This is a genomic window from Herpetosiphon sp. NSE202, assembly GCF_042688385.1.
In the GTDB taxonomy this organism is placed as follows: Bacteria; Chloroflexota; Chloroflexia; order Chloroflexales; family Herpetosiphonaceae; genus Herpetosiphon.
The window spans coordinates 568,300-591,423 of sequence record NZ_JBHUPY010000001.1; the positions used below are offsets into that span (position 1 = coordinate 568,300).

Here is a 23,124-nt window from a genome sequence, read left to right on the forward strand (position 1 = left end):
TACTATAATAACCTGTATGCTAGCCCATGGTGTAGGACTAAGTTCATGCTTTACATGCCGTGGTTAAACCTTTTTGCTGCTTTGAGGGGGGGATAGCTATCCCCCTTTAGTACCAAAGAACCATTAAAAATTTTGACAAGAAACCGATCTCGGCGTACAATAAGCCTAACAACCCACCTACGATAGCCTGTAGAAGCCATTTTATGATGAATCATCGCTATTCGGCCTAGGAATCAGTCTGATTCATTATTGATGGTTTGCTTGTGAGCGTTCTCAGCATCAAGCGCAAAAGTTTACAAGCCATCCAGATACTCTACAGCTAGCGTATTGCCTAACACCATGACACTCCATAGAAGCTGACCAATGTATGGGATCATCTTCCTGTAGATTGCGAGGGAGGCTACCATGATCATTATCTTCTAGATCAATCGAGCTTTTCCAACGGGACATCTTTGAAGGATTTGTGTATGAGTGTGATAATCTTCTAAGATTGAGGGTGTGCAGGTCTCGGAGTCCAACTGTTGCTCTGCCCAAAACAGGGTGGAACACTACCGATGATTGCGATTCATCGCTGGAGTGACGAGGCATTGTGAATTCACAGCTATATTGGTTGTGTTGAGGCCATATGCACTAGCTGGGGAGGATTTCCATGATCATCATTTTCTAAAATAATCAGTACGTAGCAACTACCAAACAGCTCATGATCTTCAGATCATGGGCTGTTTTTTTGCCTACTTTTGAGACTTATGCTAAATAAATATTAATAATTTTGACAATTTCGTTAAAATGATTTAATATATCCTGCATACTCATCTAGCTGAGTACCCGACGTTGTTCGACTGGCCACTTATCTTTCATCCACAGAAAGGGGCATGCGACTTCGGAAGCTTCCAACGACCTCACCGATTCCTTCGCAACAATGCTGTGTTCGTGTGGTAATCCAGCCAGTGTTTGGTATTGGGATTGCCCATGGTAAATTTGCAACCCACATATTGAGGAGGCACCCTTGAAGCGTCTGTTTGTTTCATTTGTGTTGATCTGCAGCCTAGTTATTATCTTCAGTGCGCCCAACCCTTCATTTGGTCAAACTCGCAACCCTGGCAAACCTGTTGATCGAGTCGATGTTGCTGCGCCAGCAGTAGCAGGCCAATTTGTGGTCAAATTCAAAGCCACAACCGAAAAAGCCAACCGATCAGCAGCCCTTAAATCAATTGGGGCTGTCCAAATTGATCGGATTGCAGCCCTTGATGCAGAAGTTATTGAAGTTGCAACCCTCAAAAGCAACGATACCCGCGCTGGGCGCGAAGCTGTCTTAGCCAGCTTGAAGCAAAATCCTAATGTCGAATATGCCGAACCAAACTTTATTTATTCCATGAATTTTACGCCCAATGACCCAAGCCTAAGCTCACAATGGGCATGGGGTGTCATTCAAGCATATACCGGCTGGGATATTACGCAAGGTAGCAGCAGCGTCGTAATTGCAGTTGTTGATACTGGGATTCAAAGCAACCACCCTGATCTTGATGCCAAGATGGTGGCTGGCTACGACTATATCGACAACGATGCAACCCCAGCCGACGGCAATGGCCACGGCACGCACGTTGCAGGCACAAGCGCCGCTGAAACTAATAACAGCACTGGTGGCGCTGGCACTTGTCCAAATTGTAAGTTGATGCCAGTGCGCGTTTTGAACAACAGCGGTAGCGGAACCTTGGCCGGTGTGGCCAACGGCATCACCTACGCTGCCGACAACGGAGCCAAAGTTATCAACTTGAGCCTTGGTGGTGGCGGTTCGACCGCATTGCAAAATGCTGTTGATTACGCTTGGGGCCGTGGTGTATTCTTGGCATGTGCTGCTGGTAATAGCAACACCTCAAGCGTCACCAACTCGTACCCAGCAGCCTACACCAACTGTTTTGCGGTTGCCTCAACCACCTCAAGCGATGCTCGCTCATCGTTCTCGAACTACGGTTCGTGGGTTGAGGTTGCTGCTCCTGGTTCGAGCATCTACTCAACTTGGATCAACAGTGGCTACAATACGATCAACGGGACTTCGATGGCAACCCCACACGTTGCTGGTTTGGCTGGCTTGTTGGCCTCACAAGGCTTGAGCAATAGCCAAATTCGCGACCGCATCTGCTCGACCTCAGATGCCATTTCTGGCACGGGCAGCAGCTGGACCTGTGGTCGGATCAACGTCTACCGCGCAGTCAACAACGGCGGAACCACCCCAACTCCAACGCCAAATCCAACCACGCCAACTGTTGTGCCACCAACCGCAACCCCACCTCCAGGCGGCGGTAGCATTGTCAATGGTGGCTTCGAAAGTGGCACGACTGGCTGGACCCAAGCATCAAGCGGTGGCTATAGCTTGATCGATACCACCCGCCCACGCACTGGTAGCTACAGCGTTTACATGGGTGGCTACAACAATGCTAACGAAGGACTGTATCAAACGGTAACCGTGCCAGCAGGTTCAGCCTTGAACTTCTACTGGTATCAAACTAGCAACGAAGGCACAACGACCGCCTACGACTACCTGCGCGTGCGGGTCTACAACACCAGCGGAACCCTGTTGGGAACCTTGGCAACCCGCTCAAACGTCAACACCGAAAATGCTTGGGTCGCTGAAAGCTTAAGCTTGGCAGCCTACGCAGGTCAAACGGTGCGCATCCGCTTTGAAACCACAACAGATAGCTCATTGACGACATCATTCTTTGTTGATGATGTCAGCCTGCAATAAGCTAAGCGTGCTTCCCTAGTCTGCAATCGAACAACGTCAGTCGCACCCGTCAACAGCAATGTTGGCGGGTGCGGCGTTTTACAAGCGCCCGTCGTTACGCTAAAATAGAGCCTAGCAACCACCAACCAGTTAAGGAGTGAGCGATCAATGTCCAGTGAGTCAAACAACCATTTGACCAACAAGCGTACCTATTCAATTATTGGCACGCTGTTTGTCATTGTTTTAGCAGTGCTCTCGTTTATTGTTGTGCCAATGATGTTGTTTGCTGATGATTCGCCAGCAGGGGCTTTGGCATTTTTGGCAATTATGCTGGGCTTAGTGATCACGGTTATTGCCTCGATTTTGGCTCCACTCAAGCAACAAGAATATACCGATTTTGCGGTACGCCCACCAATGGAGCTTGATTTGGATAGCTTCGATGCCAAAAAAGATGGGGTTTCGTGGTAGAACCTATTGGGTTGAAGCACGGCCAGTAGGGTCTACCTGCTGGCCGTTGCTTTTTTAGCTGGCGGTATCAACTTGGGCGCTGGCGAAGGTTGCCATTTCGCCAAGAATGTTGCAGGCTGCTTGCACTAACGGAATTGCCAAGGCCGCGCCGCTGCCTTCGCCAAGCCGTAAATCGAGTTGGAGCAATGGTCGCAAGCCAAGCTGTTGCAGGGCAATGCGATGGCCTGGCTCAGCACCACAATGGGCGGCAATACAATATTCAATGGTCGTCGGAATTATCGCTTGGGCCACCAAGGCTGCGGCTGTGGTAATAAATCCATCAAGCAATAGTGGCACGCGGCGTTGAGCAGCGCCCACGATAATTCCGGCTAAGATGCCAATTTCAAAGCCGCCAACCTCGATTAATGGCCCCAAGCCGTCAATATTTTCTCCAACCCGCGCTACTGCTTGAGCAACAACCGCAATTTTATGCTGATATTGTTCTGATTGCACCCCAGTGCCATGGCCAGTCACCGCTGCTGCTGCTTGCTGACAATAGATTGCGGTTAAACATGCTGCGGCGGTCGTATTGCCAATGCCCATCTCGCCAAGTGCAATTAAATCGTGGCCTACATCGGCAAGCTCATGGGCCAAGGCAATGCCCCGTGCAAGGGCAGATTGGGCTTGTTCGTGGCTCATTGCTGGTTCAATTGCCAAATTCTTTGTGCCAGGCCCCAGCCATTCGCTGCGGAAATTGGGCGCATTGCTGTTAATGGCGGTTTGCACTCCAGCATCAACAATCAATAATTCGGCTCCGACATGGCGCGCCAACACGCTGACCGCCGCGCCACCAGCCAAAAAATTGCCAACCATTTGGGCGGTAACGCTTGCGGGATAGGCACTCACGCCATATTCCGCCACCCCATGATCTGCTGCCGCCACAATAATGATTGGTTTTTGAATAGTTGGCGGGCATTGCTGGCGAATTCCGGCCAATTGAATTGACAAGGCTTCGAGCTGACCAAGCGCTCCTTGGGGCTTGGTCAATTGGTTTTGGCGTTGCTGCGCCTGCTCGATTGCCGCCTGATCAAGCGGCTCGATGATAGCCCACGAATCTTTAATGTTCACTACTTGCTCCAGGAATAGGTTGATCGCCGCGCAGAATAGCATCAATCTCATCCGAGGACAACCGTTGAACATCAGCTGGACTAGGCTTGGGTTCGCTGGGGGCTGGAGTGCTGGCAGGGACTTCAACACTCACGCGCGTGCCAGTCAACGGCATAACCATGGTTAATTTTGGGTCGGGAATCGTTGGCTCAAGCCCTTCGAGCGTATCGCGCAAGGCCTCGTCGTAAATCACCACTGCATCGCTGCCAATGCCCGCCACGCCAGCGCTGAGCACATATTGGCGTTCGCCCTTCAAAACTCCACGGGTAATCACATAGCCAACGATTAAACCAGTTTCGTCGAGCAATAATTCGCCAATTGTGCCCAATTTGTTGCCAGAGCGCCCAATCGCTGCCGTGCCAGTCAGGTGAATTTTTTTCTCCAAAATGCTGTGAAAATGGGGAATAGCGTTGGCGCGCAGCACTTCGCAGCCAGCTTTAACCAAAATCACATCGCCAGCCCAAACCAGCACTTGCGCCCATTCGACGACTGTGGCCTCGCGAAACAAACCGCCGGTGTTGGTAAGCAAGCCAACAATCCGGCCTGCAGCATGATCGACCAACAGATCGGCAACTGAACCAATAATATTGCCAGTATCGACCCGAACAATCGACTTTTTGACCAATTCTCCTGCCTTATACATTGACTTAACTCCATAACTAAATCGCGGCTAATGACGCGCTGCGCAGTTGACGAGCCGCTAAAGCCTGCGGTATGCTTGGCTTAGTTCCAGCATCTCGGATGGAGACGAGCAGCCACCATGCATCAATTAGAGGTCATTGCTTGCACCAGTACGATGCTCGATCTGGTTGTGCCGATCGCAGTGCTTGTGCCGCCCGACCATTCGCCAAACGGGCCAGCGTGTCCGGTTGTTACTTTGCTCCACGGGTTGTCAGATAGTTATATGTGCTGGTTGGATTATACGAATATCCGGCAATATATTGCTGCGACGCGCTTAATTGTGGTAATGCCGCATTGTGGACGCTCGTTTTATGCCAATGGCCTTGGTGGCCAGCAGATTGAGGAATTTCTCGCTGTCGAGTTGCCTCAATTTATTGATGCTCAGTATACGACAATCAAGCAACGTGAGGGGCGAGCAATCGGTGGCGTTTCGATGGGCGGCTATGGTGCGTTGCGCTTAGGTTTGGGCTATTCGCAGCATTGGAGCACCGTGTTTAGCCATAGTGGCGCGGTTGATGCGCCGCGCTGGATCGACGATCCCTCGAATATGGTGATTTTCGGGCCGGTCGATAGCCCAATTCGCCAGCAATATAGCCTTTTCCGGATGCTTAACCAGTTGGTTGCGCCAATTCCTGCAATGCACTTTGATTGTGGGCTTGACGATTTTTTAGTCGAGGAGAATCGTTCGTTTCATCATGCGCTCCGCCAACAGCATATTCCGCATATTTATCGCGAACGGCCTGGCGGCCATACATGGCGCTATTGCGATGAAAATTTAGCCGCGAGTCTTAATTGGGTTTGCCAACAACTCAATCAGCCAACTCGCTCCGAACCATAAACAGCCCAAATGGGCGATTGCCACGTTTTGTCAGATTGTTGCCGTTGAGATTTGTTCCAGTGGTGGTGTGCCGCTGAACAATGTGCTAGTTCAGGAGACACAATGGATTTGCTCAAAGGGAAAAAAGCGTTAATTGTTGGGATTGCCAACGATCATTCAATTGCCTGGGGCATTGCTCAAGCCCTCAAACAAGCTGGGGCCGAATTGGCTTTCTCGTATGCTGGCGAAAGTTTGGAGCGCCGCGTGCGCCCATTGGCCGAGCAACTTGGCGTAAGTTTTGTGCAGCAATGCGATGTGAGCGACGATGCCCAAATTGCGACCCTGTTTGAGAAGCTTGGCGCTGAGTTTGGCTCGTTTGATATTTTGGTGCATAGCGTGGCCTATGCCAAGCGCGAAGATCTTTCTGGGCGCTTTATTGATAGTAGCCGCGATGGCTGGCGCTTGGCGATGGATATTAGCGCTTTTTCGTTGGTCGCGCTCACCAAGGCTGCCTTGCCATTGCTCAATCCCAACGCCAACATTCTGACCCTGAGCTACTACGGAGCCGAAAAGGTGGTGGCCAACTACAACGTGATGGGCGTTGCCAAGGCTGCGCTTGAAGCAAGCGTGCGCTATCTGGCCGCCGACCTTGGCCCCGATGGCTTGCGGGTGAATGCGATTAGCGCTGGCCCAATTCGCACGCTTTCTGCTTCGGGCATTGGCAACTTCCGCCGTTTGCACAAAGCTTTTACCAATGCCAACCCAATGCGCCGCGCAATTACGATTGAAGATGTGGGCAATACAGCCTTGTGGCTGTGCTCAGATCTCGCCAGCGGCGTAACTGGCGAAGTGGTCTATGTTGATGGTGGCTTTAATGTGCTCGGGATGAGCGAAGAATCTCAAGCCTAACACGGCTTCAGGTTTATTATAACGCCCCCCGTTTTGAACGTAACGGTGGGGCGTTGTGGCTTAATCGGCGGCTGTCCAGCTAACATGAATATCGCTGAATAAACGACCATAGCGGGCTAAACGCTCAAGCGGCTCGTTGAAGGCTTGGGCATCGTTTTTGCGGCCTGCTTCGCGCACGATGCCGCGTAATTCCTCGATATTCGTATATAAATCACCAAGCTGTGCTTGGATTGCTTCTAAACGTTCAACCCATTCTTGATCGGTATCGCTCATCTGAAAACTCCTTGTAATGATAGAATAATGCTATTTTAGCACATCTGTCTTTATTTAAATTCTTGCCTGCTTGTTTGTAGAGGGTACGTAAAATTGGCTCTTGACAACATATAAGCGGATTTAGTCTCTTATATAGGCCATTACTCCTAATAGTTGATGAGTACCTAGCTATGAGAGAAGCTAAACCACATTTTGAGATCATCATTGCCAGTTGCTGCTTGCTTCGCTACGGTTCAAATTAGTTGCTATGCGCGAGTAAGGTATGTTATTGATTTGCGTTGCAAAGCCGCTATTTTACATTCATGGCTGCACCGAATCAATCAGAGCCAGCTGCTGGTCGTTAATAGTTTAAGGATTGACTATGATAAAGTATTTTTTGCAAGGAGTTTTAATCATGATGCTTTTAAACGCATGCGGCTCTCTAGAATCTACTTCTCAGCCTCAATCAGCGAAGAACTTAAATGAACAATTGGCGCGTGGGGAAGTTAACCTGCAAACCATCAAACAGCTTAATATTTTTTGTATTGATAGTTCCATTGCCTTTGATACTATTCATTCTATCGATAACTTTCCAAGTGTGATACTCGATAATCCAGACGAAATTCGCCAATTATTGAATGAACTTGCTGATGGTGGTATGTATCCGATTAAAACATCCGAACAATATCAACAAGCACGCTTGATTGCGACACTCCATGATCAATCACAAGCTTATTTCGATTATAAAATTATGCACGATCAACAAAGTAGTAAGATTTTTATTCCTAACCCTGATCCTGCAATGCCGAGCCTTAATTTAGATCGGGGGGGAATGCGGTTGCTTGCCCAAAAAACTGCTGAGGCCTGTGCAAATACTCAATAGAACGTCAATCAAAACTCTAAGTTATAGGAGGGTCAACATGCATAGGTTATATTATTTGGTGGCGATCTTGGGCTGCATGGTATGGGGCTGTGCCAGCCAAACTGCTCCACCAACACCTATCGCTGCGGCCCAAGTTCGGACGGATATTGACGGCTTGGCAGCGTTTGTTAGTTTGCCATTTCAACCAACTAGCGTGCAGTGGACGACCACAACCCTCAACCCTCAGACTGATCGTTCTGTGCCAGGGCCTACCGATATGCAAGTTGAAGCCGTTTTGAGCTTTGCTGCGACCGATCTTGAACAATTACGCGCTCAAGCTCAGCCCTTAGGTTGGAATGTGCAATGGCAAGAAACTACCTTTAAACCATGGTATCCCCAATCTGTTCGCGCTGCATTTGCGTTCGATGGCGATGCGTTTCAGTTGACAGTACCAAGCTACGATGCAATTCCGGCCTTTGGCTCAACCCGCCCGGGGAGCTTTTTTATTACACCTGTTGGCGATCTGTTTCTCTCAATCAGCACCAATTAATGGTTGCCTAAACCGCCTGAGGCTCCAATTAACGATATTTTATTTGACATAATTGAATAGTTGTAGCGTTTAGGATAGGCAATAAATTAAAAATCCCTCACAATTAGCTCGTCAAGCCTCTTGACAAAACCTATGCTGGTTGGCTATGCTGCATACGACATCGCTCCTAAACAGCTATTAGTACCTCTGTTGTTGGGCGGCGGGCTATCCAACCTCATGCCGCCACGTTCCTATTGTATTGATTCCGGTAACTAATATTGGTTTAGGAGGAGTGCTCGTTCCTCTTTTTTTGGTTTGCAGTGCAAACCCGCTATTTTACGCCATGCGTTATGCTATGGCGACCACAAGGAGCCAAAATGGCAGCAGATCTCGTGCAAAGCGATTACGAACGGCTCGGACAGGTGGCAACGCAGTTTCAAAAACTGCACGATCAGCAAACCCAAATGGAAGCCATGGTGCGTCAAACCTACCAACAATTACGTAGTACCTGGCAGGGCGATGCGGCGGTCGCCTTTTTTGCGGAAATGGATGATGCGATTTTTCCAACCCTCAAGCGCTTGCAAACGGCCTTGACCAGTGCTAGCACCCTCACCAGCCAAATTTCGCAAACCTTCCGCCAAGCAGAAGAAGAAGCCTCAAAATTGATGAAATTCGATGGCAACGGCGGGGCTGCTGGCGGTGGCGCTGGAGCCGCTGCTGGTGGCGGCGCTGGGTCTGGAGCCAGCTACTCTGCTGAAGGATCAGCATTTGCCGCAGGTGGCGGCAGCGGTGGGCTTGATCCGGCGGTTAGTGCCAAATGGGCAACCCTTACTCCCAACCAACAAGCAGCAGTTTTGCAAAGCATCTCCAACAAAATTTGTGATGAATATGGCATTGAACATGTGCCAGTCACGGTTTCCGATTTGGCCGATCCGCCAGGCTTGGATCTGTTTGGCTATCGCAACGATAAAGGGGTATTTATCGACCTTGACAACATGGGCGATGCCGACCGCGTATTGAACACTGTGGCCCATGAAGTACGCCATGAAGTGCAACGCCAAATGGGTATTTTGGCCAACCCGAGCAGCTTCGATAAATTCTTGCGCTCGATGGGCATTCAAGAAAGCCCCAAATGGCCAGTTAATGATGTGACTGAAGCTATGGCTAACGAATGGCACGAAAACTTCGCCAACTACATTAGCCCAGAAAGCGATTTTGCCAAGTACGAAAGCCAGCCTGTTGAGAGCGATGCGCGCAAATATGGCGAAAACTACCGCGATAATTTAACCTTATCCGAGTTCGAGAGCCATATTCCCAATCCAACGCCGCAACCTGTTCCAGTGCCAACCCCTGGCCCAACGCCAGTCCCACCAACTGCAACGCCAACCCCAACACCGGTTGGTAAAACGAAGTAACTGATTAATCACAAGGATAGTCTATGACATTAAACGATGCAGCCTATCAATATTGGTCTCAGCCCAATCGCGAACACTTTATGGCGTTGCGCGAGGCAGTGATGGCCAGCGCTAATTATTCACCGCACATCTCGCCCAACGAAGTAGCGCATGCTGCTTTTAGCCAAGGCGATTACCCAACGGTGATCAAGCAGTTGCGGAGTTTGTTGCCCGGAGCCTTGCTAAGCCCAGGCTTGCATAATCTCTTGGCAGTTGCCTACAACGAGCTTGGCGACAAGGATAATACCTTGCGCGAGGCCCATTTTGCCAAAACCGTGATGGATGGCATTTTAATGACTGGCGATGGCAGCCGCGAACAGCCCTACTATGTGCTTTCGGTGCAAGATGAGTACGATGTGTTGGGCTATTTGGGCAAAAACAGCCAACGCCAAACCCTTGTTCACGATCAAGACCAAAACCTCGATCTGCACATCTGCGATGATGAGAGCTGGGTTTGGTTTGAAGTCAGTTCGCTGATTGTCTTAGAAGGAAACTAGGTTCATGCGCTACGTTAACCCCTTGCAGACAATTTCGCGCGTTGTGTGCAAGCAAATTTCTTTGCTCTTGGTAACTATCGTTGGCGCACTCTTAACTGCTTGTAGCTCATCGGGAGGCAATCCAGTGCCAACAATCGGAATTAATGTCGCGCCAGGGGTTAACTTTCGCGGCGATGTGGTCGCCCTTCAGTTTGAAGATAATGCGCAACTGTCGGTCGGCGTTGGCTATGATGGCGCATATCGCTGGAATCTGGCAACGCCTGCGATTGAACAAACCTTCGCTCCCAAACAACTGTTTTTTGGCCTTGCGAGCGCTGCACCGCTCGTCGCCACAACCGATCGCAAAACGATTACGACGTGGGATTCGAGTACAGGTAAACAAGTGGCTACATGGAATGCCAAACCACGCCACTTGGATGTGCAAACAACTGTTTTTGAAGTCAGCGCGCTCGCAATCACGCCTGATCAGCAAACCCTGATTGCTGCCTACAACAAAGGCAGTATGTTGCAAGCCTGGAATTTGGCAACCGGCGAGGCTACGACGACCTTTGGCGCGCCAGCCGATACTGGCTCGATTGTTGCAATTGCGCTCAGCCCCGATGGCCAATTGCTGGCAAGCAACGATTTTAGCGGCGTTGTGCAGGTTTGGGAGGTTGCGAGTGGCCAGCAAGTGCAGCGCTTCAAAGAATCCAGCCTCAAATATCAGCCAGGCAAATTGGCGTGGAGCCACGATGGCAAATGGTTAGCTGCTAGTAGCGGCGATAAAAACGGCGGTAGTGTGCTGGTTTGGGATACCAATTCGTGGTCAATTGTGGCGACCCATACCAGCGCCGAACACCAATTCGTAGGCTTGGCCTTTCATCCGAGCGCCAATACTTTGGCGATTGGCACGAGCAGCGGCTTGATCGAATTGTATGATCCTGCCAGCGAGCAAGTGACGAACACGCTCAACGGCCACGCCGAGCGCGTAACGACGCTGGCTTGGAACGCTGACGGCAGCCAACTGGCCTCTGGCGGTAAAGAGCCGTTGGTGATTATCTGGGATACTGCGAGTCTAAGCGAAAAACAACGCTTGCTATTGCCAGCCACCACCGTCCAATAAGTACATCAGGACGCAGGCAACCCAAGAGCCTTGCTTGCGGTTGCCTTGCTGTTTTAGCCCAGCAACTCCAATAATTAGCCCTTGACAAAACATAAGATCATTGACTATGCTGCATGTGACATTACTCCTAGTTGCTGATTAGTACTTAGCTATTCAAGTATAATCATTGCCCGTCATTTTGCTTCCATCGCTTTTCATGCTTGCTAATACCAATCTGCATTCAAAGGGTAGGTTGGCTTGCCCGTTTGATTACGCTGGTAAGCCCGCTATTTTACGCTCATGGTGTTCCTATGAGCAGCACAAGGAGCCAGTATGGCAGCAGATGTCGTGCAAAGCGATTACGAACGACTTGGCCAAGTGGCGACGCAGTTTCAAAAACTGCACGATCAGCAGACCCAAATGGAAGCCATGGTCCGCCAAACCTACCAACAATTACGCAGTACCTGGCAGGGCGATGCGGCAGTTGCCTTTTTTGCGGAAATGGATGATGCGATTTTTCCAACCCTGAAGCGCTTGCAAACGGCCTTGACCAGTGCCAGTACCCTCACCACCCAAATTTCGCAAACCTTCCGCCAAGCAGAAGAAGAGGCCTCAAAGATCGTAAGCTTTGATCAAGGTGGTACGCAAGAGGAAAATGCTGGCGGTGCTGGTGGCGGCAGCGGTGCGAATCCAACCCCCGAAATCGGTGGCATGGCAGCTGCTTTCGGCCAAGTCCAAAATGTCTTCGATGCAGCGTTTGGCACCAATAACAGTGGCAGTGACAATGTTAAAGATCAAATGCGTGATGCCATGGGCGGAATGGGCTACGATGCTACTGCAATCAAGGATATTATTGCCAATGCCACGCCTGAGCAGCTCAAAGAAATTTGGTCGGATTCGAGCTTGATGGCTGAATTGCACAAAGAATTAGGCACCGATAATTATCTTAATCTGGTGGTCAGCGTTGGCATGAACCATAGCGGCTCTGTTGCCCATACGGGCGCTCCCGATGCAGACACGGCGATTCGTGATCATCTTGGCTCGTATGTTACTGATGCAGTTGCCGATAATCGCCAAATTACAGGCCGCGTTGGCGTAGTCGATGATACCAACTGGGATATTGCCGGAATCAATCATTATGGCAAAGATGTTTGGGAATCGGGCAAACGCGATGCAATCAATGGCTTTGTCGATAGCGACGGTCGGGTTTGGATTCATCAAGATAAAGGCAACCCTGGCACGATGATTCACGAAGGCGTGCATAAATATTCCGATGAAGCCATGATTGGGGTAAGCCAACCACTAAACGAAGGCGTGACTGAATACTTTACCCGCAGTACAACCGATAATCTTGGCTTACCCAGCCGTGGTAACTACCAAGGGAATTACGAATTTGTTAGTTCGTTATCGAGTTTGGTTGGTGAAGATGTGGTTGCCGATGCCTATTTCAATGGCAATATGGATGGCTTGAAGGATGCCTATGTGAATGCAGGCTACAGCGAAGCGCAATGGGATACGCTGATTGAGCATACTCAAAATAACGAATGGGCCGATGCGGAGCTATTGACCGCGCCGATTCCTGCTCCAGGAACACCTTAATGCGTTGGTTGATCTGGCTTAGCTGTTTGTATCTCTTGGGAAGCTGCAGCAGTGCTCAGCCAAATTTACGCAGCATGACCCAAAGCCCAATTAGCGATAAGGATACGCTCATGACCCAAATTACCAATCCCCATTTGGAACGATCAGCGCGGGTACTCGTGACCAGCGACCTCAGCTTAACCCAAGAATCAGCCTTCGTGCCAGCCCAAACGCTTGGAGCACAAGAGGCGCTTGGTTTTTATAACGAAACTTGGCAAATTCATGTGGCATTGTATGCCTTTGAAAACCAAAATCAGCATCAGGCCGCGCAGCAAAGCCTGAAGCAGCAGCTACCAAGCCAAGGAGTGTATAGCAGTTTTGGCAGCAATGGGCCAATCTTGTTTGTTGCCTATGCGCCAAACGATGGCTCAACTGGCGATCCGATTCGCGCCAAACATCAGGTTGCCAAGCTGGCGACACTGTTTGCTGGCGAAGAATAAGCGTTATGCTCGATCGAGGCTCAGACCATTAATCGTGGTCTGAGCTTTTTTTGGTATGTAGCGAGGCGAAATGAAGCAACTCAAACGCGGGTTAAAGCTGATTGGCTATAGCGTGTTGAGCGTATTAATTGGCTTTTGTTATCTTTTGCCCAGCAGTGAATATCGTTCAGCCCAAGGTATTGCGGTCTATGATCCCGATACGGTGCTAGTAATACAGTGGCTAGCTGCGGGCTTGCTCATTCCAGTTGGCCTGTTACTAGTTTGGTCAATTCGGCAACGCCAGCAACGCTTTGGTTGGCTTGAATCTGGCGTGCTGCTGGCTAGTTTGGTAGTATTGATTTGGCGTTGGCTTGCATTGAATGCCTATCAACACCCATTTCCTGAAACCTTGCGTTAAATTTAATATGGCATCATTTAGTGAGTCTAATTTTGTCCATTTACTTGATCAAGCGATGGCAAAATTAGGGGAGATTAACGTTGTCTATGAAGCCTAAATTCTTGAGTGTAACGTTACGAAGTTTCAGCTTGTTGCTCGGAGTAATGTTGCTGATGGCATGTGGTTCAGGAAACAGGAGCACCAAACCGGTGCAAATTCGGGTGCATAATGCGACCGATCGCGGCATCCGCGAGGTGTGGCTTGGCGCAAGTGGTTATACCGATTCCGAGCCAGCCCGCAATCTGGCTGCTGGTGCAACGAGTGCGTACATTGGCTTTGAAGCAGCTTTGCCCAATTATCGCCAACTTCAAATCGTTATGGAAGATGGTGCACGCTATCTTGGCATTGCTGATCCAAAGCCGATGTTTGGACAAGATGATTTGCCGCCAGGCAACTATCAATTTGATATTAGCCTCATCAACGATGAAGCAGTTGTGACGATTATTCAGCAATAGCTGCTTGTTGGTTGCTGGTAGGCTTAGTTTTACTCAGTACTCATTCCATAAAGCCCTTAATGAGTGATATAAATATACCAAAAGTCCTACTATGAAATCTAAAATCATGTTGACAAGCAGCATTGGATTGATTATATTGATAGGCATTAATCCTTGCAAGAGTTATAATCCATTACCCGTTTGTGATTTAAAATATTTGGAAATGGCAATTGCCTATATCCAGCTTGTGGGTAAACACAGCGTAGGGTGGATTCATGACATTTTTTTAATTGCACATTTGTGCGCTTGCGGGAGACTGTATGACCGCAGATATTATTGCCAATCGGTATGAGGTTGTTGAACAAGCCGGAGTGCGATTCCAAAAACTCTACGATCAACAAGTGCAAATGGAAGCGCTGGTGCGCCGTACGTATGAGCAACTACGTGGTGGTGCATGGCAAGGTGCGGCTGCTACAGCATTTTTTGCCGAAATGACCGACGAGGTTTTTCCGGCTATGAAACGCTTGCAACAGATGCTGATTGTTGGCAGCGAAATGGCCACCCAAATCAACCAAATCTTTCGCCAAGCTGAAGAAGAAGCTGCAAAGCAAATCGTATTCGATGCTAGTGCAGTATCAGGTGGCACAGCGTCTGGTGGTGCGGCATCGGGTGGCACGGCATCGGGCGGTAGCACAAGTGCAGATGCAGCGAATGCGTTGCCAGCGCCTGTTTCAACTGATAAAATTTTCACTGATGACTACATGGATCGGATGATCGGCTCACAATTTAAGGGAGCCAATGACCCTGAATTAAATAGTGCAATGGAAACGATCACGAGTGGTAAAGCCTCGGAAGCTGAAATTCAAAATGCTTTGGCCCAGATTGCCAAATCGCGCGGTTTATCAATGGAAGAAGTGACCGCGAACTACAACAAATTTAATCAATTGCGCCAAGAAGCATCTGAAATTGCGCGTAAAACAGGTAACCCAATGCCTGATAATGTAAACTTCCTGCATCCTAACTTCTTAGGTAGTACCGCAAGTTTGCGCTATGGTAAAGTTGTTGGTGATGCACTCGGTATTGATCCGGTCTTTGCTTCGATGCTTAACCCTACTGGTGGTTTAGTGGGTAATGGTAATTATGCAATTGATGCTGGTGAACGCCCTGTTGGCTATCATGGCATTATGCACGATGCAGCTGGATATTTGAAAAATTATCATAATGATGGCCCTGGCTATAATTATCTTGGTCAAGAAAACCGTGACCCCCGTGATCCATTAACTGGTCAAGAATCCGGGATTCGCTATTGGAATCGTAAAATGGCCTATGGATTCATTGATGGCAATGGGATCAATTTTAATCCGCCAATTGTATCCAATGTAGTTGCTGAAATTGGTGGATGGGGTATCGGCACATACACTGATATTAAACGTGAAGTTCCTAAAATTTGGGAATCTACCAAAAGTACAGCTAGTGATACATGGAATTCGCTATCCAAAGGCGTAAGTGATATTTTTTCGTTCTAGGAACTAGTAAATAGTATATTGACATAAAAATTGATCAGCTTATACAATCTGCATAAGCTGATCAAGCTCTTTCATGAGTATTGGGAGAATTTATGCAATTAATCAGTGAAATTACCTATCCAGTTCGATTATCAAGTGCGGAATTATTTGCACTTTTAGCGCTGGTTTCCGCGCCAACGTTGCTGGGTGCTGAGGTAGAGTCTCCACGCTCGATTAATAGCGAACGTGGCCAATTGTTATGGGAGCAAGGAACAGCCGAACTGCGAGCCAATGGCTGGCTCGTATATGATGAAGTAACACAGACTGATGTTGTTAACGAAACGCTTTTGCTGCTGCTGTTAAATGCGGTCAATGCTGAAGTTGTACTATTAACCACATGGGATCAAGCTGATGGCACACATCATGGGGTCGCGCATTATGATCATGGACAAACTCTTGTTGAAATGTCGATCGTTGATGGTATGCATGAATTTGTAATGTTTGCGCAGCGTACTGATGGATTACTGCGAATAGCACGTCGTTTAGCCCCAAAATTACCACTAAACGCCGAGTCAATTCAATTTAAGCTAACTCACGAACAAGCGGCTATGGCCAAACAAAATCCTGATGTACATTTACTTCAATCGTTTGGATTAAGTGAAATTGCTGCACAACAATTTGCTGCCACGCTTCAAAAGCCACGTTTATATGGCAGTATTAATCTCCTGCGCTCAGAAGCAACTGAGGTCATCGTCAACCGAATTATTGGAATTGTTCTTGCTGAAACAAGTGCATGTCTTGGCTTGGTCAGATCTGATGGCAGTATCGACTACTATCATGTTAGCGAAGCTGATTTTATTCAATTACTTGATCAGGAGATGACGAACTTAGCAGAGATGCAGGTTGTCTATGAAGCCTAAATTCTTGAGTGTAACGTTACGAAGTTTCCGCTTGTTGCTCGGAGTAATGTTGCTGATGGCATGTGGTTCAGGAAACAGGAGCACCAAACCGGTGCAAATTCGGGTGCATAATGCGACCGATCGCGGCATCCGCGAGGTATGGCTTGGGTCAAGTGGCTATACCGATTCCGAGCCAGCCCGCAATCTGGCTGCTGGTGCAACCAGCGCCTACATTGGCTTTGAAACAGCCTTGCCCAATTATTATCAGCTCAATATTGTGATGGATGATGGCGAGCGCTATCTTGGCATTGCTGATCCAAACCCGATGTTTGGGCAAGATGATTTGCCGCCAGGCAACTATCAATTCGATATTAGCCTCGTCAACGACGAACCAGTTGTGACGATTATTCAGCAATAGCTGCTGATCCAGCGCTCCACATCCCATTTCCTCGTAGCCTTGCGTGCCAATTTAGCGCAAGGCTCAAAATTGCCCCTAAAGCTTCCGAAAAACGTGTTGACAAATAATCACCTGATTTAGTATCCTAATGAGGTATTAATCCCGTTGAGGGATTAGTACCCATCGTCTTTTTCTTGTCCAAAGTCTTGGAAATCCCATTTGGTATGGCCCGTCTTGTGAGAGAACAAGAATTGTGGAGGTTTTGTGGTATTTTTTGTTGCCGTCGCAGTTGTGACGGCGCTCGCTAGGAGGCTGCATGGCCGCAGATATTGTACAGAATAAGTTTGAAGATGTGGAGCAAGTGTCCACTCGGTTCCAAAAATTGCACGATCAACAAGTGCAAATGGAATCAATGATTCGCCGCATGCACGATCAATTGGTGAATTCGTGGGAAGGTGATGCCGCTGAAGCATTTTTTGCTGAAATGGCTGATGATGTGTTTCCAACCCTCAAGCGCTTGCAAAATCTTTTGAGTGTCGGTAGCCAAGTTGCCAAACAAATCAACCAAATCTTCCGCCAACATGAAGAAGAAGCCTCGAAGATCGTCACCTTTGAAGGTAACGGTTCAGGCTCAGGTGGCGGCGGGAATGGCACTGCGAGCGCTGGTGGCGGCGGCGGTAGCGCCGATGGCGGCAGCAGCAGTGGCGGTGGCAGTGGTGCTGGCGCTGGTGCTGGGGTTGCTGCTGGTGGCGGCGGCTCATCGTCAGGTGGCGGCGGCTCATCGTCAGGCGGCGGCGGTGGCGGTTCATCGTCAGGTGGCGGTGGTGGTGGCGGTTCATCGTCAGGTGGCGGCGGTGGCGGCAGTAGCACTGCGAGTGCTGGTGGCGGCGGTGGCGGTGGTGGCGGTGGCAGCAGCCAAAGCCCAATGTCACCAGATCAAGTCTTCAATGATAAATACATGGGCAGTTTGGTCGGCCAACAATTCCAAGGTGCTGGCAACCCTGAGTTGAACTCAGCCATGGAATTGCTCACCAGTGGCAATGCTACTCCTGAACAAGTCGAAGAAGCCCTGAAGAAGATTGCCGCAGCCCGTGGTTTGCCATTAGAAAAAGTTCAAGCCGACTATGGCAAGTTCCTTGAATTGCGCGATCAAGCAGCCAAAACTGGCGCAGCCAACGGTCAATCAGCAGTCGAATCCATCAACCAAACCTTCCATGGCGATTTCATGGGCAGCACCTCAAGCTTGCGCTATGGTAAAGTCGTCGGCGATGTCTTGGGCATCGACCCAGTATTTGCTTCGATGCTCAACCCAAGCGGTGGCTTGGTTGGCCCTGGTAACAAGGCAATTGACTTGGGCGATTCGCCAGTCAGCTATCACGGCGCAGTCCACGATGCTGCTGGCTACCTCTACAACTACCACGACAGTGGCCCAGGCTACAACTACCTTGGCTTGGAACGCCGCGACACGGCCAACCCATTGACCGGCCAAGAATCCGGTATTCGCTACTGGAACGAAAAAATGGGCAACACGGGCATCGGTGCAACCATTAGCAATGGCGCTGGCAGCTTGATTGGCAAAGCCCAAGATGCAGTCAATTGGTTCGGCGATGTCAAAAAGGATGTCCAAAATACCTGGGGTGGAGTCAAAGATTGGTTCTCCAAAACCTTCTAGGTAATCCTTAAGCTTAATCGTATAATGGGCAGTGGCTTGGACGTTCTTGCAACGCCGATCCACTGCCCATTTCAGCAGGAGGCCAGAATATGGCACAAACACGCGAATTAACCTACCCATTGCAGTTTAGCACTGCTCAATTTTCATATCTCTTGGGGATGGTTCATGCTCAAAATGTGATCGGTGGCGATGATGCTACGTTGTTCCCAGTTGATCCGGCCCAGCGCCAAGCACAATGGGATCAGGGTTTGGCTGAGCTTCAAGCCGATCAGTGGATTGTTTGGGATGAGGCTGCTGGCCATTTTTCCATGACTGATCCCTTGATGATGGTGATTGCAACCGTCGCCGAGCCAGATATGGTGGTGGTCAGCGAATGGCAACATCGTGCAAGTGGCAGCCAAGGCGTAAGCCACTATTTCTCGCCTAGCGGTATCATCGAAATGAGCTTGGTCGGCGGCCAATATACCTTGGTTGCGCTCACCAATATCGATGTGATGACTGAGCGCTTGGCCCATAGTTTGGGCTATCAAGATATTGCGCAGCCAGATGCTGGCTTTAACTTTCCCCGCGAATTGGTCGAGCAAGCCAAGCATAATCCCGATCCACGCTGGTTGGCGCAACAAGGCATCGCGCCTGAAGCCGCCCAGTATTTTGCCGAAACCTTACAAGCGACCGCTAGCCGCGGCACGGTAACGATTTTGCGTACCATTGAGGCCAAAGCGGTTGGCATGCGCTTGGTGGGGGCATTAATTGGCGCTGGTGGTCAACAATGGCTTGCCTTGCCCCACCCCAATCAAACAATTGATTATTTTACTGCAACCACTGCCAATTTTATGGGCGTAACCAGTTCGTTGATTAACGAATTGCTCAATACGCCAATTGAAGAGCTAGTGGCTGGCTAGGCTATGAAGATCGTTCGTCTGTGGGCGCTGTTGAGTCTGTTATTAATCAGCCTTGCTGGTTGTGGTGGTGATGACATGGATAAAGTGCATATTCGAATTCGCAACGATAGCGACATCGATATTGAGAATTTTTGGCTCGGTGCTGGCGGAGTTGGCCAAGAAACTACGCCCTATGGCGCAATTAGCTCTGGCCATATTACCGAGTATCAAGCTCACGAACCAGTGCTTGCCAACTATCGCAAGATGAATTTCGTCACGGTCGATGGCAAACAATATCTCGATGTAATTTACCCCGAAAAGCATGTTGGTACGCCTGAGTTGGCTCCTGGCTACTACACATTTTCGTATGCGTTGGATAACGATAAGCCAGTGCTGACGTTAACCAAAGATAAATAATAATCCTGCATACTATGCCAACACCGCAGTTTTATCCATTACTGCGGTGTTTTTTTATGCGCTGCCAAAGATAAACCAAGCCAACTGCTACCAATACCACAAAGCTGCCATTAACAAATAGCCACTTGCTGGCACTCAACCATGGCGTGAGCCAATCGATAATTGGCGTGCGCTCAGGATAACGCCCCATTACCAACGCAGCACCGCAATTTTCAGCATAATCAAGCCCTAAACCGATAACTGGCACCAGATTCAGCAAGCGCCAATTGCTTCCATCCGCAAACGCACGTTGGCCCAACCAACTAATGGCGGTGGCTAAAAACAGCGTATAGGCCAAGGGCCAGATCAGATCAAAGCTAAACCGCGCCGCAACATATTCAGCCCGACCTTCTGGGCCATAGGCCTCGGCAAAGCGATATAAATCGTCGGCACTATAGAATAAGCTACTATCCGGCGAACCAACATCTGCACTATATTGCTGCGACTTTTGCGCTTGTTGCGGCAAGACGAAGCCCAAAAAACCAGCGAAAATAGCCAGCCCAACGAGTACCAGCCAACCCTTGCTCTGGCGTTCAAGCCAGCGCGAAAATCTACGCATTGCAATGCTCCAACTAAGCTGCTCGTTATTGCTACGCACAAACCGCCCGCTTGGATCGGACTTCAAGGCATAGTCTGTGCTTGCATTGATTAAGCTACTTTGCGGGAGGATTATGCATGCAGATTTTAGGCCTCGATATTGGCGGCACGGGGATTAAAGCAGCTCCGGTAGATTGTGAAACTGGCAAATTATTGGCCGAGGTGGAGCGTCGCGACACGCCGCAACCGGCCACACCCGACTCGGTGCTCGAAGTGGTGCAAGAGTTAGTTGAACATTTTGATTGGCAAGGGCCAATTGGCTGTGGCTTTCCGGCGGTGGTGCAACGCGGGATTGTACGCACGGCCTCGAATATTGATCAACGTTGGTTGCATTGTGAGGTGGCATCGCGCTTCAGCAAACATTTTGATCGCGAAGTAACCGTGATTAACGATGCTGATGCTGCTGGCCTAGCCGAAATTACCTTTGGCGCAGGCCGCGAAGTGATGGGCACATTGCTGATGTTGACATTAGGTACAGGCATTGGCACCGCGCTCTTTCATGATCACGATTTATTGCCCAATTTGGAGCTTGGCCAGATTATTGTTCGTGGCAAGCCCGGCCACGAGTGGGCTGCCGCCAGCGTGCGCGAAGATCAAAACCAAAGCTGGGAGCAATGGGCGCAAGGCGTGGAGCTATTTCTGCAAACCATCGAAGTGATGCTCTGGCCCGATTTAATCATTCTTGGCGGCGGCGTAAGCAAAGATGCTGATCAATTTTTGGATCGGATTCGGATTCGGGCCAAATTAGTGCCAGCCCGCTTGACCAACGATGCTGGGATTATTGGCGCTGCCTTGTTTGCGGCCCAAGCAAGCCCCGAATAACAGTCATGCACTTCGGGGCTAAGCGAATTTAAATCTTTTTGCGGGCCAGTTTGGCGGCTAAGCCAATGTAGGTTTCTGGGCGTAATGCATGCAATTCCTCACGCACTTCGGGTCGTACATCAAGCTCGTCGATAAAGCTATGTAAATCTTCGAGCGTAATTTGGCGACCGCGAGCCAGCTTTTTCATGGCTTCGTATGGCTCTGGGTAGCGCTCGCGGCGCAAAATTGTTTGAATTGCTTCGGTCAGTACCTCAGGATGGCTGGCTAATTCGGCGTAGGCTTTGTCGGCGTTGAAAGCCAATTTGCGCAAGCCTTTGAGTAAGCGTTGATAGGCAAACAAACTATGGCCAAAGGCCACGCCCAAATTGCGCAGCACCGTGCTATCCGATAAATCGCGTTGCAAGCGCGAGATTGGCAGCTTGCGGCCAAAAAATTCGAGCAAGCTATTGGCCAGCAACAAATTGCCCTCGGCATTTTCAAAGTCAATTGGGTTAACTTTGTGGGGCATTGTCGATGATCCAACTTCGCCAGCCACGCTTGCTTGGCCAAAAACCGAATCGGAAATGTAGCGCCACATATCTTGTGAGAGATCAACCAAAATTGTGTTGACGCGGCGCAACGCATCGCCAACCTCAACCACGCTATCATGCGGCTCGATTTGGGTGCTCAGCAGGGTTGGTTCTAAGCCCAAAAACTTCACAAACGCCGAGCTAAATGTGATCCAGTCAACATCTGGTAAGGCGGCTTGATGGGCAGCAAACGTGCCTGTTGCCCCATTCAACTTGCCAGTGAGTTTGATGTGAAGAAGTTGCTCGATTGCGCGGTTGACGCGCGCCGCAAAGACCGCAATTTCTTTGCCCATGGTGGTTGGGGTGGCTGGCTGGCCGTGAGTTTTGGCCAATAATGGCGCTTCTGCATGCTCAATTTGCATATCGCGCAATTGGCCGAGAATCTGGCCAAGCGCCGGCAACAGCACAAGATCGCGTGATTCTTGCACCATTAAGGCATAGGCCAGATTGTTGACATCTTCTGAGGTCAAGGCAAAGTGCACAGCCTCTTTATACTTGCCAAGGCCAAACTGATCGAGTTTTTCGCGCAGCCAATATTCGACCGCCTTTACATCGTGGTTAACTTTGCGATCCCATGTGGCAATTGCAACTGCATCTTCGACGCTAAATTGACGATATAAATTGCGTAACGCGCCAGCTAACTGACCATCGATGCCCTCGATTAGGCCAATTCGCGGTGCGCGGGCCAAAAATAATAAATATTCAACTTCAACTCGCACGCGATAGCGCCATAAAGCGGCTTCGCTAAAATGACCACTAAGCGCCTCAACATCTTTACGATAGCGGCCATCAAGCGGCCCAATCGCCAGTAAAGCCTGTTGATTAATCTCGCTCATGAGAATCCTCACTATGGTTGGTAGAATTAAATGCACTCCATTGTAGATCAAAAGTTGCCTGAGGGGTCAGGGTTCAGAAGGCAGAAGGCAGAAGGCAGAAGGCAGAGAATGTATGGCTAGAGGC

The 23,124-nt window shown here is 49.5% G+C and carries 25 protein-coding genes; 20 read left to right on the plus strand and 5 right to left on the minus strand.

The window, feature by feature from the left end:
* The first annotated feature begins 1,006 nt into the window (after window positions 1-1,006).
* Window positions 1,007-2,743: a S8 family serine peptidase gene (locus tag ACFMKP_RS02405; protein ID WP_382288729.1), complete on the plus strand. Its 1,737-nt coding sequence runs from the start codon at window positions 1,007-1,009 to the stop codon at window positions 2,741-2,743.
* A 147-nt stretch (window positions 2,744-2,890) separates the two neighbouring features.
* Window positions 2,891-3,190, plus strand: a complete 300-nt coding sequence (locus ACFMKP_RS02410) for a hypothetical protein (RefSeq protein ID WP_382288731.1) — start codon at window positions 2,891-2,893, stop codon at window positions 3,188-3,190.
* Between the two features lie 54 nt (window positions 3,191-3,244).
* On the opposite strand, the gene cobT is transcribed toward ACFMKP_RS02410, so the two are convergent.
* Together cobT and ACFMKP_RS02420 are read right to left on the minus strand one after the other, a co-directional pair.
* Window positions 3,245-4,297, minus strand: coding sequence for a nicotinate-nucleotide--dimethylbenzimidazole phosphoribosyltransferase (gene cobT / locus ACFMKP_RS02415; protein ID WP_382288733.1), 1,053 nt, complete (start codon window positions 4,295-4,297; stop codon window positions 3,245-3,247).
* A complete protein-coding gene (locus tag ACFMKP_RS02420) occupies window positions 4,287-4,979 on the minus strand; it encodes a PRC-barrel domain-containing protein (protein ID WP_204755510.1) in 693 nt (230 codons plus the stop codon). The genes cobT and ACFMKP_RS02420 overlap by 11 nt, the downstream gene beginning before the upstream one ends.
* Window positions 4,980-5,096: 117 nt before the next feature.
* Here ACFMKP_RS02420 and ACFMKP_RS02425 point away from each other — a divergent pair, with 117 nt between their 5' ends.
* The gene (locus ACFMKP_RS02425; RefSeq protein ID WP_382288735.1) at window positions 5,097-5,855 is read left to right on the plus strand and encodes an alpha/beta hydrolase; all 759 of its coding nucleotides are present in this window, start codon (window positions 5,097-5,099) and stop codon (window positions 5,853-5,855) included.
* Window positions 5,856-5,957: 102 nt separating this feature from the next.
* Window positions 5,958-6,743 (plus strand): enoyl-ACP reductase, encoded by a 786-nt coding sequence (locus ACFMKP_RS02430; protein WP_110515963.1) that lies wholly within the window; start codon window positions 5,958-5,960, stop codon window positions 6,741-6,743.
* 60 nt (window positions 6,744-6,803) lie between these two features.
* Here the strand turns inward: ACFMKP_RS02430 and ACFMKP_RS02435 are convergent, their stop codons facing one another.
* Window positions 6,804-7,016 carry a hypothetical protein gene (locus tag ACFMKP_RS02435; RefSeq protein WP_054535187.1) on the minus strand — a complete coding sequence of 71 codons (213 nt, stop codon included), beginning with the start codon at window positions 7,014-7,016 and terminating at the stop codon, window positions 6,804-6,806.
* Between the two features lie 361 nt (window positions 7,017-7,377).
* Here ACFMKP_RS02435 and ACFMKP_RS02440 point away from each other — a divergent pair, with 361 nt between their 5' ends.
* The 15 genes from ACFMKP_RS02440 to ACFMKP_RS02510 all read left to right on the plus strand — a co-directional run bounded on the left by ACFMKP_RS02440 (window position 7,378) and on the right by ACFMKP_RS02510 (window position 20,137).
* Window positions 7,378-7,878 (plus strand): hypothetical protein, encoded by a 501-nt coding sequence (locus tag ACFMKP_RS02440; RefSeq protein WP_382288738.1) that lies wholly within the window; start codon window positions 7,378-7,380, stop codon window positions 7,876-7,878.
* Between the two features lie 37 nt (window positions 7,879-7,915).
* The gene (locus tag ACFMKP_RS02445; protein ID WP_382288740.1) at window positions 7,916-8,407 is read left to right on the plus strand and encodes a hypothetical protein; all 492 of its coding nucleotides are present in this window, start codon (window positions 7,916-7,918) and stop codon (window positions 8,405-8,407) included.
* Window positions 8,408-8,763: 356 nt separating this feature from the next.
* Window positions 8,764-9,801: a WXG100 family type VII secretion target gene (locus ACFMKP_RS02450; RefSeq protein ID WP_382288742.1), complete on the plus strand. Its 1,038-nt coding sequence runs from the start codon at window positions 8,764-8,766 to the stop codon at window positions 9,799-9,801.
* A 23-nt stretch (window positions 9,802-9,824) separates the two neighbouring features.
* A complete protein-coding gene (locus ACFMKP_RS02455) occupies window positions 9,825-10,337 on the plus strand; it encodes a DUF4919 domain-containing protein (protein WP_382288744.1) in 513 nt (170 codons plus the stop codon).
* Window positions 10,338-10,341: 4 nt separating this feature from the next.
* A complete protein-coding gene (locus ACFMKP_RS02460) occupies window positions 10,342-11,439 on the plus strand; it encodes a WD40 repeat domain-containing protein (RefSeq protein WP_382288746.1) in 1,098 nt (365 codons plus the stop codon).
* Window positions 11,440-11,751: 312 nt separating this feature from the next.
* The gene (locus ACFMKP_RS02465; RefSeq protein WP_382288748.1) at window positions 11,752-13,017 is read left to right on the plus strand and encodes a WXG100 family type VII secretion target; all 1,266 of its coding nucleotides are present in this window, start codon (window positions 11,752-11,754) and stop codon (window positions 13,015-13,017) included.
* The gene (locus ACFMKP_RS02470; RefSeq protein WP_382288750.1) at window positions 13,017-13,496 is read left to right on the plus strand and encodes a hypothetical protein; all 480 of its coding nucleotides are present in this window, start codon (window positions 13,017-13,019) and stop codon (window positions 13,494-13,496) included. Before ACFMKP_RS02465 ends, ACFMKP_RS02470 begins: the two co-directional genes overlap by 1 nt.
* A gap of 70 nt (window positions 13,497-13,566) precedes the next feature.
* Window positions 13,567-13,893, plus strand: a complete 327-nt coding sequence (locus tag ACFMKP_RS02475; RefSeq protein ID WP_382288752.1) for a hypothetical protein — start codon at window positions 13,567-13,569, stop codon at window positions 13,891-13,893.
* A gap of 188 nt (window positions 13,894-14,081) precedes the next feature.
* Window positions 14,082-14,387 carry a hypothetical protein gene (locus tag ACFMKP_RS02480; protein ID WP_382288754.1) on the plus strand — a complete coding sequence of 102 codons (306 nt, stop codon included), beginning with the start codon at window positions 14,082-14,084 and terminating at the stop codon, window positions 14,385-14,387.
* 299 nt (window positions 14,388-14,686) lie between these two features.
* Window positions 14,687-15,892, plus strand: a complete 1,206-nt coding sequence (locus ACFMKP_RS02485; protein WP_382288756.1) for a WXG100 family type VII secretion target — start codon at window positions 14,687-14,689, stop codon at window positions 15,890-15,892.
* 92 nt (window positions 15,893-15,984) lie between these two features.
* Window positions 15,985-16,791 carry a hypothetical protein gene (locus tag ACFMKP_RS02490; RefSeq protein ID WP_382288758.1) on the plus strand — a complete coding sequence of 269 codons (807 nt, stop codon included), beginning with the start codon at window positions 15,985-15,987 and terminating at the stop codon, window positions 16,789-16,791.
* A 91-nt stretch (window positions 16,792-16,882) separates the two neighbouring features.
* Entirely contained in the window at window positions 16,883-17,188 is a 306-nt protein-coding gene (locus ACFMKP_RS02495; RefSeq protein ID WP_382288760.1) for a hypothetical protein, read from the plus strand.
* Between the two features lie 295 nt (window positions 17,189-17,483).
* Window positions 17,484-18,839: a WXG100 family type VII secretion target gene (locus ACFMKP_RS02500; RefSeq protein WP_382288762.1), complete on the plus strand. Its 1,356-nt coding sequence runs from the start codon at window positions 17,484-17,486 to the stop codon at window positions 18,837-18,839.
* A gap of 89 nt (window positions 18,840-18,928) precedes the next feature.
* Entirely contained in the window at window positions 18,929-19,741 is an 813-nt protein-coding gene (locus tag ACFMKP_RS02505; protein ID WP_382288764.1) for a hypothetical protein, read from the plus strand.
* A 3-nt stretch (window positions 19,742-19,744) separates the two neighbouring features.
* Window positions 19,745-20,137, plus strand: coding sequence for a hypothetical protein (locus ACFMKP_RS02510; RefSeq protein ID WP_382288766.1), 393 nt, complete (start codon window positions 19,745-19,747; stop codon window positions 20,135-20,137).
* 31 nt (window positions 20,138-20,168) lie between these two features.
* Here the strand turns inward: ACFMKP_RS02510 and ACFMKP_RS02515 are convergent, their stop codons facing one another.
* A complete protein-coding gene (locus ACFMKP_RS02515; RefSeq protein WP_382288768.1) occupies window positions 20,169-20,735 on the minus strand; it encodes a hypothetical protein in 567 nt (188 codons plus the stop codon).
* A gap of 116 nt (window positions 20,736-20,851) precedes the next feature.
* Between ACFMKP_RS02515 and ppgK the strand changes: the two genes are divergently transcribed.
* A complete protein-coding gene (gene ppgK, locus ACFMKP_RS02520; RefSeq protein ID WP_382288770.1) occupies window positions 20,852-21,595 on the plus strand; it encodes a polyphosphate--glucose phosphotransferase in 744 nt (247 codons plus the stop codon).
* Window positions 21,596-21,623: 28 nt separating this feature from the next.
* Here ppgK and purB read toward each other — a convergent pair whose 3' ends face one another.
* A complete protein-coding gene (gene purB, locus ACFMKP_RS02525) occupies window positions 21,624-23,000 on the minus strand; it encodes an adenylosuccinate lyase (RefSeq protein WP_382288771.1) in 1,377 nt (458 codons plus the stop codon).
* Window positions 23,001-23,124 lie beyond the last annotated feature (124 nt).

Excerpts from the sequence above, each read along its gene's own strand:
- ACFMKP_RS02430 (WP_110515963.1), top strand. The coding sequence starts at position 5,958 with ATGGATTTGCTCAAAGGGAAAAAAGCGTTAATTGTTGGGATTGCCAAC.
- ACFMKP_RS02510 (WP_382288766.1), top strand. The coding sequence starts at position 19,745 with ATGAAGATCGTTCGTCTGTGGGCGCTGTTGAGTCTGTTATTAATCAGC.
- ACFMKP_RS02420 (WP_204755510.1), bottom strand. The coding sequence starts at position 4,979 with ATGTATAAGGCAGGAGAATTGGTCAAAAAGTCGATTGTTCGGGTCGAT.
- ACFMKP_RS02490 (WP_382288758.1), top strand. The coding sequence starts at position 15,985 with ATGCAATTAATCAGTGAAATTACCTATCCAGTTCGATTATCAAGTGCG.
- ACFMKP_RS02435 (WP_054535187.1), bottom strand. The coding sequence starts at position 7,016 with ATGAGCGATACCGATCAAGAATGGGTTGAACGTTTAGAAGCAATCCAA.
- ACFMKP_RS02455 (WP_382288744.1), top strand. The coding sequence starts at position 9,825 with ATGACATTAAACGATGCAGCCTATCAATATTGGTCTCAGCCCAATCGC.
- ACFMKP_RS02450 (WP_382288742.1), top strand. The coding sequence starts at position 8,764 with ATGGCAGCAGATCTCGTGCAAAGCGATTACGAACGGCTCGGACAGGTG.
- ACFMKP_RS02465 (WP_382288748.1), top strand. The coding sequence starts at position 11,752 with ATGGCAGCAGATGTCGTGCAAAGCGATTACGAACGACTTGGCCAAGTG.
- ACFMKP_RS02475 (WP_382288752.1), top strand. The coding sequence starts at position 13,567 with ATGAAGCAACTCAAACGCGGGTTAAAGCTGATTGGCTATAGCGTGTTG.
- ACFMKP_RS02485 (WP_382288756.1), top strand. The coding sequence starts at position 14,687 with ATGACCGCAGATATTATTGCCAATCGGTATGAGGTTGTTGAACAAGCC.
- ACFMKP_RS02470 (WP_382288750.1), top strand. The coding sequence starts at position 13,017 with ATGCGTTGGTTGATCTGGCTTAGCTGTTTGTATCTCTTGGGAAGCTGC.
- ACFMKP_RS02410 (WP_382288731.1), top strand. The coding sequence starts at position 2,891 with ATGTCCAGTGAGTCAAACAACCATTTGACCAACAAGCGTACCTATTCA.
- purB (WP_382288771.1), bottom strand. The coding sequence starts at position 23,000 with ATGAGCGAGATTAATCAACAGGCTTTACTGGCGATTGGGCCGCTTGAT.
- ppgK (WP_382288770.1), top strand. The coding sequence starts at position 20,852 with ATGCAGATTTTAGGCCTCGATATTGGCGGCACGGGGATTAAAGCAGCT.
- ACFMKP_RS02515 (WP_382288768.1), bottom strand. The coding sequence starts at position 20,735 with ATGCGTAGATTTTCGCGCTGGCTTGAACGCCAGAGCAAGGGTTGGCTG.
- ACFMKP_RS02500 (WP_382288762.1), top strand. The coding sequence starts at position 17,484 with ATGGCCGCAGATATTGTACAGAATAAGTTTGAAGATGTGGAGCAAGTG.
- ACFMKP_RS02460 (WP_382288746.1), top strand. The coding sequence starts at position 10,342 with ATGCGCTACGTTAACCCCTTGCAGACAATTTCGCGCGTTGTGTGCAAG.
- ACFMKP_RS02440 (WP_382288738.1), top strand. The coding sequence starts at position 7,378 with ATGATAAAGTATTTTTTGCAAGGAGTTTTAATCATGATGCTTTTAAAC.
- ACFMKP_RS02445 (WP_382288740.1), top strand. The coding sequence starts at position 7,916 with ATGCATAGGTTATATTATTTGGTGGCGATCTTGGGCTGCATGGTATGG.
- ACFMKP_RS02425 (WP_382288735.1), top strand. The coding sequence starts at position 5,097 with ATGCATCAATTAGAGGTCATTGCTTGCACCAGTACGATGCTCGATCTG.
- ACFMKP_RS02505 (WP_382288764.1), top strand. The coding sequence starts at position 18,929 with ATGGCACAAACACGCGAATTAACCTACCCATTGCAGTTTAGCACTGCT.